Source organism: Streptomyces sp. TP-A0356 (assembly GCF_001417775.1).
Classification (GTDB): Bacteria; Actinomycetota; Actinomycetes; order Streptomycetales; family Streptomycetaceae; genus Streptomyces.
The window spans coordinates 20,407-36,444 of record NZ_BBZJ01000043.1 but is presented as its reverse complement, the minus strand read 5'-3'; the positions used below and the strand labels follow the sequence as shown (position 1 = coordinate 36,444).

Annotated in this window: 13 protein-coding genes; 11 read left to right on the top strand and 2 right to left on the bottom strand. The window is 73.5% G+C overall.

The window, feature by feature from the left end:
- Window positions 1-123: 123 nt before the first annotated feature.
- Window positions 124-519 (bottom strand): ribonuclease domain-containing protein, encoded by a 396-nt coding sequence (locus ASC56_RS35965; protein WP_055495817.1) that lies wholly within the window; start codon window positions 517-519, stop codon window positions 124-126.
- Window positions 520-793: 274 nt separating this feature from the next.
- On the opposite strand from ASC56_RS35965, the gene ASC56_RS40980 reads away from it, so the two are divergent.
- From ASC56_RS40980 to ASC56_RS35955, 3 genes are all read left to right on the top strand, one after another.
- On the top strand, window positions 794-979 hold the full coding sequence (locus ASC56_RS40980) for a hypothetical protein (protein WP_079102957.1): 186 nt from the start codon (window positions 794-796) through the stop codon (window positions 977-979).
- Window positions 980-1,222: 243 nt separating this feature from the next.
- The gene (locus ASC56_RS35960; protein ID WP_079102956.1) at window positions 1,223-2,545 is read left to right on the top strand and encodes a histidine kinase; all 1,323 of its coding nucleotides are present in this window, start codon (window positions 1,223-1,225) and stop codon (window positions 2,543-2,545) included.
- A 459-nt stretch (window positions 2,546-3,004) separates the two neighbouring features.
- The gene (locus ASC56_RS35955) at window positions 3,005-3,676 is read left to right on the top strand and encodes a response regulator transcription factor (protein ID WP_107309459.1); all 672 of its coding nucleotides are present in this window, start codon (window positions 3,005-3,007) and stop codon (window positions 3,674-3,676) included.
- Between the two features lie 134 nt (window positions 3,677-3,810).
- On the opposite strand, the gene ASC56_RS35950 is transcribed toward ASC56_RS35955, so the two are convergent.
- A complete protein-coding gene (locus tag ASC56_RS35950; protein ID WP_055495815.1) occupies window positions 3,811-4,821 on the bottom strand; it encodes a Gfo/Idh/MocA family oxidoreductase in 1,011 nt (336 codons plus the stop codon).
- Window positions 4,822-4,937: 116 nt separating this feature from the next.
- Here ASC56_RS35950 and ASC56_RS35945 point away from each other — a divergent pair, with 116 nt between their 5' ends.
- The 8 genes from ASC56_RS35945 to ASC56_RS35910 all read left to right on the top strand — a co-directional run bounded on the left by ASC56_RS35945 (window position 4,938) and on the right by ASC56_RS35910 (window position 15,876).
- Window positions 4,938-5,687, top strand: a complete 750-nt coding sequence (locus tag ASC56_RS35945) for a GntR family transcriptional regulator (protein ID WP_055495814.1) — start codon at window positions 4,938-4,940, stop codon at window positions 5,685-5,687.
- Between the two features lie 164 nt (window positions 5,688-5,851).
- A complete protein-coding gene (locus tag ASC56_RS35940; protein ID WP_055495813.1) occupies window positions 5,852-6,856 on the top strand; it encodes a sugar ABC transporter substrate-binding protein in 1,005 nt (334 codons plus the stop codon).
- Complete coding sequence (locus tag ASC56_RS35935; RefSeq protein WP_055495812.1) at window positions 6,853-7,881, top strand: ABC transporter permease; 1,029 nt, start codon at window positions 6,853-6,855, stop codon at window positions 7,879-7,881. Before ASC56_RS35940 ends, ASC56_RS35935 begins: the two co-directional genes overlap by 4 nt.
- Window positions 7,878-8,678 carry an ATP-binding cassette domain-containing protein gene (locus ASC56_RS35930; protein ID WP_055495811.1) on the top strand — a complete coding sequence of 267 codons (801 nt, stop codon included), beginning with the start codon at window positions 7,878-7,880 and terminating at the stop codon, window positions 8,676-8,678. Before ASC56_RS35935 ends, ASC56_RS35930 begins: the two co-directional genes overlap by 4 nt.
- A 182-nt stretch (window positions 8,679-8,860) precedes the next feature.
- Window positions 8,861-10,006: an ROK family glucokinase gene (locus tag ASC56_RS35925; protein WP_055495810.1), complete on the top strand. Its 1,146-nt coding sequence runs from the start codon at window positions 8,861-8,863 to the stop codon at window positions 10,004-10,006.
- A gap of 35 nt (window positions 10,007-10,041) precedes the next feature.
- Complete coding sequence (locus ASC56_RS35920) at window positions 10,042-10,590, top strand: hypothetical protein (RefSeq protein ID WP_055495819.1); 549 nt, start codon at window positions 10,042-10,044, stop codon at window positions 10,588-10,590.
- Window positions 10,591-10,693: 103 nt separating this feature from the next.
- On the top strand, window positions 10,694-13,501 hold the full coding sequence (locus tag ASC56_RS35915) for a DEAD/DEAH box helicase (protein WP_055495809.1): 2,808 nt from the start codon (window positions 10,694-10,696) through the stop codon (window positions 13,499-13,501).
- A 137-nt stretch (window positions 13,502-13,638) separates the two neighbouring features.
- Entirely contained in the window at window positions 13,639-15,876 is a 2,238-nt protein-coding gene (locus ASC56_RS35910) for an SWIM zinc finger family protein (RefSeq protein ID WP_055495808.1), read from the top strand.
- The last annotated feature ends 162 nt before the right edge of the window (window positions 15,877-16,038 follow it).

Sequence of the window (16,038 nt, the reverse complement as noted above, 5' to 3'; positions counted from 1 at the left end):
TCAGCGGGCCGGGAATGTGCACGAACCGTCTTTCCGTGGTTCATGCGGCTGATGATCCGGAGCTGGAGGCCAGGCTGAGCGCGGAACAGGCCTCCAGCCCCCATGCTGACGGGCTGTCAGGCCTCAGCAGCCGAAGTCGATGAGATCGAACGTGGCGTAGTGGTCGGAGGTGTAGTAGTCCTCCTGGGTCTCCTCACCGGTGACGATGCGGCGGGCGCCGCGTGTGGAGGAGCCGGGCGTCTTGACCGTGTATTCGTGATAGTAGCCGGACGGCTGGCTGGGCAGGACGCCTTCGCGGTTGGTGAAGACAGTGCCGTCCTGCCGGTACGGGTACGGCCCGCCCTGGGCGATCAGGTCCAGGGTGTCGTAGGCCTGGGAGGGGAGGGCGCTGTAGCAGATGCTGCCGACGGAGTTGGCTGCGGCGTCCGCCGTGGTGGCGGTGACGGTGCCGCCCACGAGGAGGGCGGACAGGAGAGCGGCGGCTGCGCCGATGCGTGTTGCGCGTGGGGGGAATCTCATGCCGCTCATGATGACGCGCGTAGAGATTGTCATGTCAACGACCACTCCGGAAAATTCCCCGTCAGGTCCGATGAGTTATCGGGAAGTTCACTTGGCACGGTAGGACTTCATGGCGCCTGCACATTCGCGTCGCTGCAGCCCTTCTGCGCCGTAGCAGGCTGAACTGTCAGTGTCCCTCCCCTCGTAGCGTGGAGACCGTGACTGCAGGGGAAGTTGGGAGTCATGGCAGACGCGAAGGAAGTTCGGTGCGGAGTTCCGTGAGGGGGCCGTACGGATCGCCACCGCGACCGGCAAGACGATCGCCGAGGTCGCGAAGGATCTGGGGATAGACGAGACCACGCTGGCCAGTTGGGTGTCGTGGACCCGCCGCGCGGAAGTCCCGCCCCGCGGGCCGGCGCCGAAAGTCTGCGGCGTTGCGACTTTGGTCGCGGATCACGGCCGCGGGGGAGGTGCCCGGTAGCTCTCCTGCGTAGATTTGTCGACCGTGAGCGGAGACGAGCCGGTGCGCCCGGCAGGACGAACGGCACTGCGGCCCGAGACGGTCGCGGAGGGCCGCAGGTCCCGCCTGCGCCCGATCCGCACGGGCCGGTGGTCGCGCGGACCCGAACCGGCGCCGTCCCCACCCGGACCCGCGTCCGGCCACGACACACCGGTGCGCCTCCTCCCGCCCTCCTCCCGACCCTCGTCCCCTTCGGTCCCCGCCATGCAGACTCCGCTCCAGCCCCCGTCCGCCCCTCCCTTGCTGCCGCCGGCCCGCACCACCGCGCCCGGGACCCCGGGAGGTACGTCCGGCGCGTCGGCGTACGGGCTGCCCCGGCGGCGATGGCATCTGCCCTCCGCAGTGATCGCGGAGCTGGACCCCGAGGCGGCCGGGCCCCGTCGGCGGCCCCGGCGCACCCTGCGCGACTGGGTCGTCGACTTCGGATGCTTCCTGCTGGCCGTGGTCATCGCGTTCGCCACCGGGCACTCGCTGCGGCAGGACGCCCACACGCCACCCGCTCTCGTCGTCGCCGACCTGTCGCTCGCCGGGCTGAGCTGCGCGGCGGTCTGGCTGCGCCGCCGCTGGCCGCTCGGGCTCGCGCTGGCGATGATCCCCGTCGGCCTGGTGTCGACCACCTCGGGCGGCGCGGGCATGATCGCCCTCTTCACCGTCGCCGTGCACCGCCCCTTCAAGTACGCCGCATGGGTCAGCGGTATCCAGTTCGCGCTCATCCCCCTGTTCTTCTGGCTGCGCCCGGACCCGGACCTGCCCTTCCTCGCCGCCGTCTTCGTCACCGCGCTGGTCACGGCGGCGATCGTCGGCTGGGGCCTGTTCGTACGGTCCAAGCGGCAGCTGATGCTGAGCCTGCGGGATCGGGCGCGGAGGGCCGAGACGGAGGCCGCGCTGCGGGCCGAACAGGCCCAGCGGCTGGCACGGGAGGCGATCGCACGGGAGATGCACGACGTCCTGGCGCACCGCCTGACCCTGCTGAGCGTGCACGCGGGCGCGCTGGAGTTCCGCCCGGACGCGCCCCGGGAGGAGATCGCGCGGGCGGCCGGAGTGATCCGGGAGAGCGCACACGAGGCCCTGCAGGACCTGCGGGAGATCATCGGCGTGCTGCGGACGGGGGACTCCGACGAGACGGGCCGACCCCAGCCGACGCTGGCCGCGATCGACGCCCTGGTCGCCGAGTCCCGCGAGGCCGGGATGAAGGTGGTCCTGGACCACCGGGTCGCCGACCCCGGGTCCGTGCCCGCCTCCGTGGGTCGCACCGCCTACCGCATCGCGCAGGAGGCGCTGACGAACGCCCGAAAGCACGCACCCGGGGCCGAGGTCACGGTGACGGTCGCCGGCGCGCCCGGCGAGGGCCTCACCGTGACCGTGCGCAACCCGGCGCCACCCGGCGAGGTCCCGCACGTCCCGGGCTCGGGCCAGGGCCTGATCGGGCTCACCGAACGCGCGAGTCTGGCCGGCGGCAGCCTCGACCACGGCACCGCGGCGGACGGCGGCTTCCGAGTGCACGCCTGGCTCCCGTGGCCTGAGTGACCGTAGACGGCCGGGCCCGTTGGCTCAGGCCGACCACGGCGCGCGCCTACGTCTCCTCCCTGCCCGGCACAAGGCCGTCGGCGTCGGCGTCGGCGGGACCGTGCTCGCGCGCCGACCCCGGCCCGTCGGAGCCGGTGCCCGGCACGACCGTCCCGATCACCCGGCGCCCGGCGGCCGGCGGCCGGGTCGGCTCCGGGCCGTGTTGGTGAGCCGATCGCCCGGTGCCCGGCTGGCGGGTGGGCTCCGGGCCGTGCTGGTGAGCCGATCGCCCGGCGCCCGGCTGGCGGGTGGGCTCCGGGCCGCGCTGGTGAGCCGATGCCCCGGCGCCCGGCTGGCGGGTCCGCTCCGGGCCGCGCTGGTGAGCCGCTCACCCCACCTCACCCCACCTCGCCCCAACTGGCACCACCGGCGTCCCGTCCCCCGGTCCGGGCCCCGGGGATGGATCACTACGGTAGGGCCATGACCGCGATCCGACTGCTGCTCGTCGACGACGACCCCCTCGTGCGCGCCGGGCTCTCCCTCATGATGGGCGGTGCCGACGACATCGAGATCGTCGGCGAGGCCGCCGACGGCAGCGAGGTCGAGCCGCTCGTCGACCGCACCCGGCCGGACGTCGTCCTCATGGACATCCGGATGCCGACCGTCGACGGGCTCGCCGCGACCGAGCTGCTGCGCCGCCGTCCGGACGCGCCCCAGGTCGTGGTCCTCACCACCTTCCACGCCGACGAGCAGGTGCTGCGGGCGCTGCGCGCGGGCGCCGCCGGGTTCGTGCTCAAGGACACCCCGCCCGCCGAGATCCTGGACGCGGTGCGGCGCGTCGCGGCCGGCGACCCGGTCCTGTCGCCCGCCGTCACCCGTCAGTTGATGGCGCACGCCGTCGGGGGCGGGCCCGACACCCGGCGCGCCACCGCCCGCGACCGGATCACCGCTCTCAACGACCGCGAACGCGAGGTCGCCGTCGCCGTCGGCCGGGGCGCCTCCAACGCGGAGATCGCCGCCGCGCTCTTCATGAGCGTCGCCACGGTCAAGACCCACGTCTCCCGCATCCTCGCCAAGCTCGGGCTCAACAACCGCGTGCAGATCGCCCTGTTGACGTACGACGCGGGACTTCTGGAGGAGGACGGACGCTGACCGCGGAGCCGACTCCGGCGGCCCGCCCGGACCCCGGCCGACGGAGACGCTCACGCCGCGCGTGCGGAGCCGACGGATGCGCTGGCGGCGGGCATACCGGCGCCCCGGCGGCGCCCCGCCGCGCCCGTGCCGGGTCAGTCGCGGGCGCCCGCGATCTCGCCGAGGTGCACCGGACGGCGCTCGTGGCGGGACAGCTCGCAGGCCTCCGCGAGACGCAGCGCCTGGAGGGCCTCGCGGCCGTCGCACGGGTTGGCGCGCTCACCCCGCACCACCTCGACGAAGGCGGCGATCTCGGCCTGGTACGCGGGAGCGAAGCGCTCCAGGAAGCCCGTCCACGGCTTTCCGGCGGGCGGCGGCCCGGCGGGCTCGCTGGACGTGATCGGCGTACGGTCGTCCAGGCCGACCGCGATCGTGTCCAGTTCGCCGGCCAGCTCCATACGGACGTCGTAGCCGGCGCCGTTGGTGCGGGTCGCGGTCGCCGTGGCCAGCGTCCCGTCCTCCAGCGTGAGCACGACCGCCGCCGTGTCGACGTCGTTCGCCTCGCGGTACATCGCGCCGCCGGCGTCGGACCCGGTCGCGTACACCTCGACGGCCTCGCGGCCGGTCACCCAGCGCAGGGCGTCGAAGTCGTGGACGAGACAGTCGCGGTAGATGCCGCCCGAGACCGGAAGGTACGCGGCGGGCGGCGGCGCCTGGTCCGCGGTCGTCGCACGGACCGTGTGCAGCCGCCCGAGCCTGCCCGAGCGCACGGCCTCCCGCGCGGTCGTGTAGCCCGCGTCGAAGCGGCGCTGGAAGCCCATCTGCAGCACCGTCCCGGCGGCGTCGACCTCGGCGAGCGCGGCCAGCGTGCCTGGCAGGTCGATCGCGATGGGCTTCTCGCAGAACACCGGGAGCCCGGAGCGCGCCGCCCGGCCGATCAGCTCGGCATGGGCCGCGGTCGCCGCCGTGATGACCATGGCGTCCACGCCCCAGGTGAAGATCTCGTCCACGCCGGGCGCCGCGGTCGCGCCCAGACGGTCCGCGAGCCCATGGGCCCGGGCCGTGTCGACGTCGGTGACGATGAGCGAGCCGACCTCCCGGTGGCGGCTGAGCGTGGCCGCGTGGAATGTCCCGATACGGCCTGCTCCGATGAGTCCGATGCGCATGGGAACAACCTGAGGGCGGCGCCCCAGTCGTGTCAATGGTTTGTCCGGACAACCGGACTACACAACTTCCCGTCAAGAAGCGCCGGAGCTACGCTCGGCCCGTGCCGAAACCAGATGTGGATCCGACCGTCTCGCTCCAGCTCAGCGTCGACCGGAACAGTCCGGTACCGCTGTACTTCCAGCTGGCCCAGCAGCTGGAGGCCGCCATCGAGCACGGGGCGCTGACGCCGGGCAGCCTGCTGGGCAACGAGATCGAGCTGGCCGGGCGCCTCGGCCTGTCCCGGCCCACCGTCCGTCAGGCCATCCAGTCCCTCGTCGACAAGGGCCTGCTCGTGCGCCGCCGCGGCGTCGGCACCCAGGTCGTGCACAGCCAGGTCAAGCGCCCGCTGGAGCTCAGCAGCCTGTACGACGACCTGGAGGCGGCCGGGCAGCGCCCCGCGACCCGGGTGCTCGTCAACACCTTCGTGCCCGCCTCCGCCGAGGTCGCCGCCGCGCTCGGAGTGCCCGAGGGCGTGGAGGTGCACCGTGTCGAGCGGCTGCGCCTGGCGCACGGCGAGCCGATGGCGTACCTCTGCAACTACCTGCCGACCGGCCTGCTCGACCTGGAGACCGGGCAGTTGGAGTCGACCGGTCTCTACCGCCTGATGCGCGGCGCCGGCATCACGCTGCACAGCGCCCGGCAGTCCGTGGGGGCCCGTGCCGCCAGCGCGGTCGAGGGCGAACGGCTCGGCGAGCCCGAGGGCGCCCCGCTGCTCACCATGCAGCGCACCACGTTCGACGACACGGGCCGCGCGGTGGAGTTCGGCACCCATACGTATCGCGCCTCGCGCTACTCGTTCGAGTTCCAGCTCCTCGTACGTCCCTGAGGCACCGGGGCGCGTCCCCGCGTCCGCGCGTGCGCCCCTGCCGCCCTCGCCTCCGCGGGCAGCGACCGTGCCCCCGCCCCGCAGCGGGCCCTGACCAGCGGCGTCGATCACCGGTCGGCGATACTTGGTGGCTCCAAGCAACTCCGCAGGAAGGGCACGTCCCCGTGGCACGGTTTCGGTACTGGACAGGCATCGCACTGGCAGGGGCGCTGTCGCTGTCCCTGGCAGGCTGCAGCAGCACCGGCGGCAAACGCGCCGAGGACGCGCGCAACGCGGCGGCGGCCCAGGGCAGGGCGGCGGTGGACACCCCGCGCTGGACCTTCGCGATGATCACCCACTCCGGTGACGGCGACACCTTCTGGGACATCGTGCAGAGCGGCGCCAAGCAGGCAGCGGTGAAGGACAACATCAACTTCCTGTACTCGCACGACGCGAACGCCCAGCAGCAGGCACAGCTCGTGGACGCGGCGGTCGACAAGAAGGTCGACGGCATCATCGTCACCCTCGCCAAGCCGGACGCGCTGAAGGCCTCCGTCGCTCGCGCCGAGAAGGCCGGTATCCCGGTGATCACAGTGAACTCCGGTTCCGAGGTGTCGAAGCAGTTCGGCGCGCTCACCCATGTGGGCCAGGACGAGTCCGTCGCGGGCGAGGCGGTCGGCGACGAGCTCGACCGGCGCGGCAGGAAGAAGGTGATCTGCGTCCTGCACGAGCAGGGCAACGTCGGGCACGAGCAGCGCTGCGCCGGGCTGAAGAAGACCTTCCACGGCGAGGTGCGGAACCTCTACGTCAACGGCACCAACATGCCCGACGTGCAGTCCGCCGTGGAGGCCGGACTCCAGGCCGACAAGTCGATCGACGCGGTGGTCACGCTCGGCGCCCCGTACGCCGACACCGCGGTGAAGGCCAGGCAGGAGGCGGGCAGCAGTGCCGAGATCGACACCTTCGACCTGAACGCCAAGGTCGCCTCCGAGCTCAAGGCCGGCACCCTCGGGTTCGCCGTCGACCAGCAGCCGTACCTCCAGGGCTACCAGGCCGTGGACCTGCTCTGGCTCTACAAGTACAACTCGGACGTCCTCGGCGGCGGCAAGCCGGTGCTCACCGGCCCGCAGATCGTCACCAAGGACCAGGCGGCCGCGCTGGAGGAGTACACGAAACGGGGCACCCGATGAGCGCGACCACCGATGAAAGGTTTCTGCGGACGTCCTCGCCGCGCAGGCTGCTGAGCCGCCCCGAGTTCGGCTCGGTCGTCGGCGCGATGGCGGTCTTCCTGTTCTTCGCGTTCGCCGCGGACGGCTTCCTGCGCGCCGCCAGTCTCAGCACCGTCCTGTACGCGGCCTCGACGATCGGCATCATGGCCGTCCCGGTGGCGCTGCTGATGATCGGTGGCGAGTTCGACCTGTCCGCCGGTGTGCTGGTGACGTCGTCGGCGCTGGTCTCGTCGATGTTCAGCTACCAGATGACCGCGAACGCATGGGTCGGCGTGGGTGTGTCCCTGCTGGTCACGCTGGCCGTCGGCGCCTTCAACGGCTTCATGCTGACCCGCACGAAACTGCCGAGCTTCATCATCACCCTCGGTACGTTCCTGATGCTGACCGGCATGAACCTCGGCTTCACCAAGCTGATCAGCGGCACCGTCTCCACCAAGTCGATCTCCGACATGGAAGGCTTCCCCTCGGCCAGGGCCGTGTTCGCCTCCACGCTCACGGTCGGCGGCGTCACCGTCAAGATCACCGTCCTGTGGTGGCTCGTCCTGGTCGCCCTGGCCTCATGGATCCTGCTGCGCACCCGCGCGGGCAACTGGATCTTCGCGGTCGGCGGCGGTAAGGAGGCGGCCCGCGCGGTCGGCGTCCCGGTGGACAGGACCCGGATCGGCCTTTACATGGGCGTCGCGCTCGGCGCCTGGATCTCCGGCCAGCACCTGCTGTTCTCGTACGACGTCGTGCAGTCCGGCGAGGGCGTGGGCAACGAGCTGATCTACATCATCGCGGCCGTCATCGGCGGCTGTCTGATCACCGGCGGTCACGGATCGGCGGTCGGTTCGGCCGTCGGCGCGTTGCTCTTCGGCATGACCAGCAAGGGCATCGTCTTCGCCGAGTGGAACCCCGACTGGTTCAAGTTCTTCCTGGGAGCGATGCTGCTCCTCGCGACCCTGCTCAACGCCTGGGTCCGCAAGCGCGCGGAGGCCACGACATGACGACGGACGTCACGGAGCGCACCGCGCTCGTCGAACTCGCGGACGTCAGCAAGTACTACGGCAACATCCGCGCTCTGGAGGGGGTCTCTCTGGAGGTCCACGCGGGGGAGATCACCTGTGTCCTCGGTGACAACGGCGCGGGCAAGTCCACCCTCATCAAGATCGTGGCGGGGCTGCACCAGCACGACGCCGGAACCTTCCGCATCGAGGGCGAGGAGTGCCGTCCGGCGTCCCCGCGCGAGGCCCTGGACCGCGGGATAGCCACGGTCTACCAGGACCTCGCCGTGGTCCCGCTGATGCCCGTGTGGCGCAACTTCTTCCTCGGGTCGGAGCCGCGCAAGGGCTTCGGCCCCTTCAAGCGCCTGGACGTCGACCTCATGCGCAGGACAACCCACGCCGAACTGCTGCGCATGGGTATCGACCTGCGCGACGTCGACCAGCCCATCGGCACCCTGTCGGGCGGTGAGCGCCAGTGTGTGGCGATCGCGCGGGCGGTGTACTTCGGGGCCAAGGTGCTGGTCCTGGACGAGCCGACGGCGGCACTGGGCGTGAAGCAGTCGGGTGTGGTCCTCAAATATGTGGCGCGCGCACGGGATGCGGGTCTGGGTGTTGTGTTCATCACCCACAACCCGCATCACGCCTACCTCGTGGGCGACCGTTTCGTGCTGCTCAAGCGCGGCACGATGGTCGGCAGCCACACACGCGAGGAGATCACCCTGGAGGAGCTGACGCGCCAGATGGCGGGCGGCAACGACCTGGACGACCTGCGGCACGAGCTGGAACGGGCACCCCGCTAGAGACACGGGCGCCCCGCTAGAGACACGGGGAACCGCGCGACGAACCACGGCGGACCCCCACCCCCACCCCCACCCCCACCCCCACCCCCACCCCCACCCCCGGCCCGCGGTCTGCCGGCCGCCGGCCGGGCGAAGGGGCTCGGCTTGGCGGCTCAGTGGCAGCGTGAGGCAGAATCGGGCCGGTGAGCACCTACCGCGACTTCACCCACCGCGGCTCCGCCCGGGCCACCGTCCTGCGGACCGTCGGCACGCGCGAGCGCCGCTCCCATCTGACGGCGCCCCGTGTCCCCACGGTCGGCATCGACATCGGAGGCACGAAGGTGATGGCCGGCGTCGTCGACGCCGACGGGAACATCCTGGAGAGGCTCCGTACCGAGACGCCCGACAAGTCCAAGAGCCCCAAGGTGGTCGAGGACACCATCGTCGAGCTGGTCCTGGACCTCTCCGACCGGCACGACGTGCACGCCGTCGGCATCGGCGCGGCCGGCTGGGTGGACGCGGACCGCAACCGCGTCCTGTTCGCCCCGCACCTGTCCTGGCGCAACGAGCCCCTGCGCGACCGCCTCGCCGGTCGGCTAGCCGTCCCCGTCCTGGTCGACAACGACGCCAACGCCGCCGCCTGGGCCGAGTGGCGCTTCGGTGCCGGCCGCGGCGAGGACCACCTCGTGATGATCACCCTCGGTACCGGCATCGGCGGCGCCATCCTGGAGGACGGCCAGGTCAAGCGCGGCAAGTTCGGTGTCGCGGGCGAGTTCGGCCATATGCAGGTCGTGCCCGGCGGCCACCGCTGCCCGTGCGGCAACCGCGGCTGCTGGGAGCAGTACAGCTCCGGCAACGCCCTGGTCCGCGAGGCCAGGGAACTGGCCGCCGCCGACTCCCCGGTGGCGTACGGGATCATCGAGCACGTCAAGGGCAACATCTCCGACATCACCGGACCGATGATCACCGAGCTGGCCCGTGAGGGCGACGCGATGTGCGTCGAGCTGCTCCAGGACATCGGCCAGTGGCTCGGCGTCGGCATCGCCAACCTGGCGGCGGCCCTGGACCCCTCCTGCTTCGTGATCGGCGGCGGGGTCAGCGCCGCCGACGACCTGCTGATCGGCCCGGCCCGGGACGCGTTCCGACGCCATCTGACCGGCCGTGGCTACCGCCCCGAGGCCCGCATCGCGCGCGCCCAGCTCGGCCCCGAGGCCGGCATGGTGGGCGCCGCGGACCTCGCTCGGCTCGTCGCCCGCCGCTTCCGGCGCGCCAACCGACGCCGTGTGGAGCGCTACGAACGCTACGAGCGGTACGCGGAGGCACGTCGCACGGCCAAGGAGGCGCTGTGACGTCCGCCGCCTCGATACCGCGTCAGTCGTCGCCGATGGACGAGCCCTCCAGGCCGCCGGAGGACCGCGGGCACATGATCCGCCGCCGGGCGCTGACGCTGCTGATCATCGTCCTGCTCACCGGCATCCCCGCCGGGTACCTGGTGATCTCCGCCAACCAGAGCCGAGCCAGCGGCAAGGACAAGGAGGCGAAGTACGCGGCGACCGGCCTCGTCCATGACTGGCCCTCGCGCGTGCAGCGCCGCCTGTACCAGGTGGAGATCCCGATGGACGGCACATACGTCGCGTACTACGAGACGAACAACTGGAAGACCAGCCGGCTGTACGTGCAGTTCAGCACCAGCAACGCCGGCCTCGACCAGTTCCTCGCCAACATCGGGGCCGGCGCCGGTGCCCTGAAGAAGAACGACATCGCCATCAGCACGCGCGACCAGCGGGTCGTCGGCTGGAAGTTCGCGGGACCCGGCCCCTGGGCAGGCCTGACCCACGCGCAGAAGAACCCGGCGCCCAGCCTGGACGTCGTGGTGGACCAGCACGTCCCCGCGCGGCCGATGGTGTACGTGGTCTCGCGCACGGTCCCCTGACGGTCCCCGGATACCGGGCCGCTCGCCGGAGCCGATTGTCAGACCCCGCCCGTACAGTCGAAGACGTCTGATGCGACCGAGTGGGCGGGAGGTGACCGGACGTATGGCAGAGCAGGTGGCCGAGGCGGCGGCCGTGCCGGTGAGGCTGGCCGCCGTCTTCCTGCCCGCGCCGCTGCCCCGCCAGGGCCGGGTCGCCTTCTGGGACCCGCAGGGCGGACCGCTGCCGTCGGACGGCACGCAGGAGCTGACGGTCGTACGGCGCCACGGATCCGGTGTGCGCCGAGCCACCGCGCCCGCCGTCTGCCTGCCGGTCGCCGAGGCCCTGCCGCTGCTCGCCCGGGCCCGGCGCGATCCCGCCGCTCACCCCGCGACCGCCTGCTGGGGCGCGGCCGCGCTGCACGCCCTGCGGCTCGTCGCGCGGGGGCGGCTGCTGCCCGGACTCACCCCCGACGGATACGACGCCTGGCGGGCCGGACCGCTGGAGCCGGACGACATCACCCACCTCAGGGCGGTCGCCGCCGCCCTGCCGTACGAGGGCCACGCGGTTCCGCTCCCGAGCAAGGGCCCCCTCCTGCTGCCCGAGCCCGAGGCTCTCGTGCGGTCCTTCCTGGACGCGGTCGCCGACACCCTGCCCCGCACCCCGGCGGCCCCGCACACCGTGGGCCGGCCGTTCGCGGCGCGGGAGCCGCAGCATCTGCCGCACGCGCACGACTGGGCCGCCGAGGTCGCGGCGGGCATGGACGCGGGCGTACGGGTCTCGCTGCGCCTCGACCTGTCGGCGTACCAGCTGTTCGACGACGGCGAGGGCGCCCACCGGGCCGGCGCGGCCGTCGTGCAGGTGCACAGCCTCGCCGACCCGACCCTCGTCGTGGACGCGGCGACGCTGTGGACCGGCGAGGCGGACGCGGCGTTCGGCCCGCGCGCGAGGGTGGACGCGACCCTGGCCGTCCGCCGCGCGGCCCGGGTCTGGCCCCCGCTCGACCGGCTCTCCGAACAGGAGGTGCCGGACGTCCTCGCGCTGTCCGAGGAGGAGTTGAGCGAGCTGCTGGGTGTCGCGGCCACCCGGCTCGGCGCGGCCGGGGTCGCGGTGCACTGGCCCCGGGACCTGGCGCAGGACCTGACCGCGGCGGCGGTCGTGCGCCCCGCGCCGGGCTCGGCGACCGACGGCACGGGCTTCTTCGAGAGCGAGGAACTGCTGCAGTTCCGCTGGCAGTTGGCGCTCGGCGGCGATCCGCTCACCGAGGCCGAGATGGACGCGCTGGCGGAGGCCCACCGCCCGGTCGTCCGGCTGCGCGACCAGTGGGTGCTGGTCGACCCGGCGCTCGTCCGCAAGGCCCGCAAGCGCGAGTTGGGCCTGCTCGACCCGGTCGACGCGCTGTCCGTCGCGCTCACCGGCAGCGCCGAGGTCGACGGCGAGACGGTGGAGGCCGTCCCGGTCGGCGCGTTGGCCACCCTGCGGGACCGGCTGACGGCGGGCGTCGGCCCGGTGGAGCCGCCCCCGGGCCTCGCCGCTCGCCTGCGGGACTACCAACTGCGGGGCCTGTCCTGGCTGGACCTGATGACCTCACTCGGTCTCGGCGGTTGTCTCGCCGACGACATGGGGCTCGGCAAGACGGTCACCTTGATCGCGCTTCATCTGCGCCGGGCGCGCCGCGAGCCGACCCTGGTGGTCTGCCCGGCGTCGCTGCTCGGCAACTGGCAGCGGGAGATCACCCGGTTCGCCCCGGGTGTCCCGGTCCGCCGCTTCCACGGCCCGGACCGCTCCCTGGAGGACCTGGACGGCGGCTTCGTGCTCACGACGTACGGGACCATGCGGACGGCGGCGCCCCGACTGGCCGAAGAGGCCTGGGGCCTGGTCGTCGCGGACGAGGCGCAGCACGTCAAGAACCCGTACTCGGCGACGGCGAAGGCGCTGCGCACGATCCCGTCCCCCGCGCGTGTGGCCCTCACCGGCACCCCCGTGGAGAACAACCTCTCCGAGCTGTGGGCGCTGCTGGACTGGACGACCCCCGGGCTGCTCGGCCCGCTGAAGTCCTTCCGCGCCCGGCACGCGCGCGCGGCGGAGACCGGCGAGGACGAGGAGGCGGTCGAGCGGCTGGCGCGCCTGGTCCGCCCCTTCCTGCTGCGCCGCAAGAAGTCCGACCCGGGCATCGTCCCCGAACTCCCGCCGAAGACGGAGACGGACCACCCGGTGCCGCTCACCCGCGAGCAGGCCGCGCTCTACGAGGCGGTCGTGCGGGAGTCGATGCTGGCGATCGAGACGGCGGAGGGCATCGCCCGCCGGGGCCTGGTCCTCAAGCTGCTCGGCGCGCTCAAGCAGATCTGCGACCACCCGGCGCTGTATCTGAAGGAGGACACGCGCACGGCCGGGGGCCTCATCGCCCGCTCCGGCAAACTCGCCCTGCTGGACGAGCTGTTGGACACGTTGCTGGCGGAGGACGGCTCGGCGCTGGTGTTCACGCAGTACGTCGGCATGGCCCGCCTGATCACCACGCATCTGGCCTCCCGTGCGGTGCCCGTCGAGCTGCTGCACGGAGGTACTCCGGTGCCCGACCGCGAGCGGATGGTGGACCGCTTCCAGAGCGGTGCCACCCCGGTCCTGGTCCTGTCCCTCAAGGCGGCGGGCACCGGGCTGAACCTCACGCGCGCGGGCCATGTCATCCACTTCGACCGCTGGTGGAACCCGGCGGTGGAGGAACAGGCCACGGACCGCGCGTACCGCATCGGTCAGACGCAGCCGGTGCAGGTCCACCGCCTGATCACCGAGGGCACGGTCGAGGATCGCATCGCCGAGATGCTGCAGTCCAAGCGGGCGCTGGCCGACGCGATCCTGGGCTCCGGCGAGGCGTCCCTGACGGAACTGACCGACCGGGAGCTGTCGGACCTGGTGTCGCTGAGGAGGACGGCGTGAACGGCACGGGGGAGGAACGGCCCGCGGCGGGCGGTGAGCAGCCCGCCGCCACTGGGACGCGGGACGAAGCCGGCCCAGGTGTAGCAGGGGGCCCAGGTGTAGCAGGGAGCCTCGGTGAGGAGACGCGTCCCGCCGACGTGGTGCGTGAGGCGCTGCGGGCCGCACGGGAGCGGGAGCGGGACGGCGCGGCCACCGGTGGGGAGCCTCCCGCACCGGATGCGGGCCCCGTCGCGCCCGCGAGCGGCTCGCCCCGCACCGGGGCGCGGACGGCGGCCCGGCCGGGCGATGCGGCGCGCGCGGCCTTGCGGCGGGCGAACGCGGAGCGCCGGGGCTCCGGGCCGGCGCAGGAGTCCACGGAGGGTCACCCGGCCGTCCCGAGGGAGGCCGGCACGACCTCCGGTCCCGCCCGTCGAAACGCACCTGCCGCGCGCCCCGGCGACGCCGCGCGTGAGGCCTTGCGGGCCGCCCGGGAAGAGGCACAACGGGAGCGAACGGAGGGCGAATCCAAGGGAGTTGAGGCCCCAGGGGTTGAGGCCCAGGGGGTCGAGGCCCGGGGAGCTGAGGCCCGGGGCGTTGAGGTCCAGGGGGTTGAGGCACGGGGCGTTGAGGCCCAGGGGGTCGCGGCTCAGGGGGTTGAGGCCCGGGGGGTTGAGGCCCGGGGGGTTGAGGCCCGGGGGGTTGAAGCTCAGGGGGTTGAGGCTCAGGGGGTCGAGGCCAAGGAAGTGAAGGCCCAGGGAGTGAAGGCCCAGGGAGTGAAGGGAGCCGAGACCCGGCGCCGGTCCGCCGCCGCGGGGCCGTCCGGAACCCAGGTCCCGGCCGCCACTCGTCGCCGCCGAGACCCCCGTGCCCCCGCGCGCGGCGCCCGAGCGCGGGACGTCCGGGAACTCCTCGCCGGTGCCTTCGCGCTGCCGGCGTCGGCGGCGGCGCAGGACGGGGCCCTGTCCACCGCGCGGGACACCGGCGACGAGCACGGGGACACGCCCTCGCCGACCCCGCGCGAGGAACCGAGCCCGTCCGCGTGGCCCCGCCCGGCGGCGCCGAAGCCGCGCCCCGTGCCTCGACACGCGTCGCCCGCCTCACCCCCGGCCGGGGCCCGCTACCCGCGCTCCATGGCGGCCCCCGGCCGTGACGGCGAGTTGCGGCGCACGTTCGCCGCGCTCCCCGCGCCCGCGGCCGGCGAAGCCGGCCGGTTCGCCACGACGTGGTGGGGCGATGCCTGGGTCGCCGCGCTGGAGGAAGGCGCCCTCGACGCGGCACGGCTGGCCCGGGGAAGGGCCTACGCGAGCCGGGGGAACGTGGACGCCATCACGGTCACACCCGGGCTCGTGCTGGCCTACGTACAGGGGAGCCGCCCGCGCCCGTACCGCGTACAGGTGCGGTTGCGGACGTTCTCGGACGACGAGTGGGATCGCTTCCTCGACGCCGCCGCCGAGCGGCCCGGGCATATCGCAGCACTGCTGGACAAGCAGGTGCCGACGTCCCTCGCCGAGTGCGGGGTTCGGCTGCTGCCCGGGCCGGGCGACCTCGAACCGCACTGCGGCTGCCCCGACTTCGGCCACCCTTGCAAGCACGCGGCCGCCGTCTGCTATCAGACCGCCCGCCTGCTCGACCGGGACCCCTTCGTCCTGCTCCTGCTGCGCGGCCGGGGCGAGCGCGAGCTGCTGGACGCCCTGTCCCGGCGCAACGCCGCGCGCGCGGCCCGCGCCGCCCGGGGGCGGCAACCCGCGCCCGTCCCCGGTGTGCGCGCCCGTGACGCGGTGGCCCGGCGCGCGTTGCCGCCGCTGCCGGCTCCGTTGCCGCCGCCCGCACACCCCGAGCAGCCCCCGGTCTGTCCGGGAGTGCCGGGCGGCCCGGACCCGTTCGCGCTGGACCAGCTGGCCACGGACGCGGCCGCCCGCGCACACGCCCTGCTGACCACCGGGGAGGACCCCGTCGCCGAGCTGACGCCGTGGCAGGACGCGGTACGGCTGGCCGCGGCTCGTCCCGGTTCCGGTCTCACCGCGGGAACCCGGGCGCTGTACTCCTCCCTGGCCGCCGCCACCGGGCGGACACCGGCCGACCTGGCACGGGCGGTCGCCGCGTGGCGGCAGGGCGGACGGGAGGCGCTCGCCGTACTGGAGGAGGCCTGGGACCCTCCAGCGGGCCGCTTCGACCGCGCCCGCCCGCTGCTCCTGGCCGCGGACCTTCCCGCGTTCCGTCCGTGGCGCAACCGCCTCACGCACCCCGCCGGGCACGCCCAGCTCCGCCTCGGCCAGGACGGCCTCTGGTACGCGTACGAGTCGGAACCGGGCCGCGAGGACTGGTGGCCCCGGGGCACCCCGGACCCGGACCCGGTCGGCGCCCTGACGGGCCTGGGCGCGCCGGAGGAGGGGTGAACCGAGGCGCACGGGATCCGTCCCCCGCCGCCCCGATGACGAGGTCCCGCGCGCGACGGCCGCCCGGCGCAGGTCGACCCCGCTCATCCGGGTCTGCGCGCTGAACGCACCCAGCGGGCGTTCGCCAACTCGCCCTCGGCGGGCGCCCGCAGCCGGGCACCG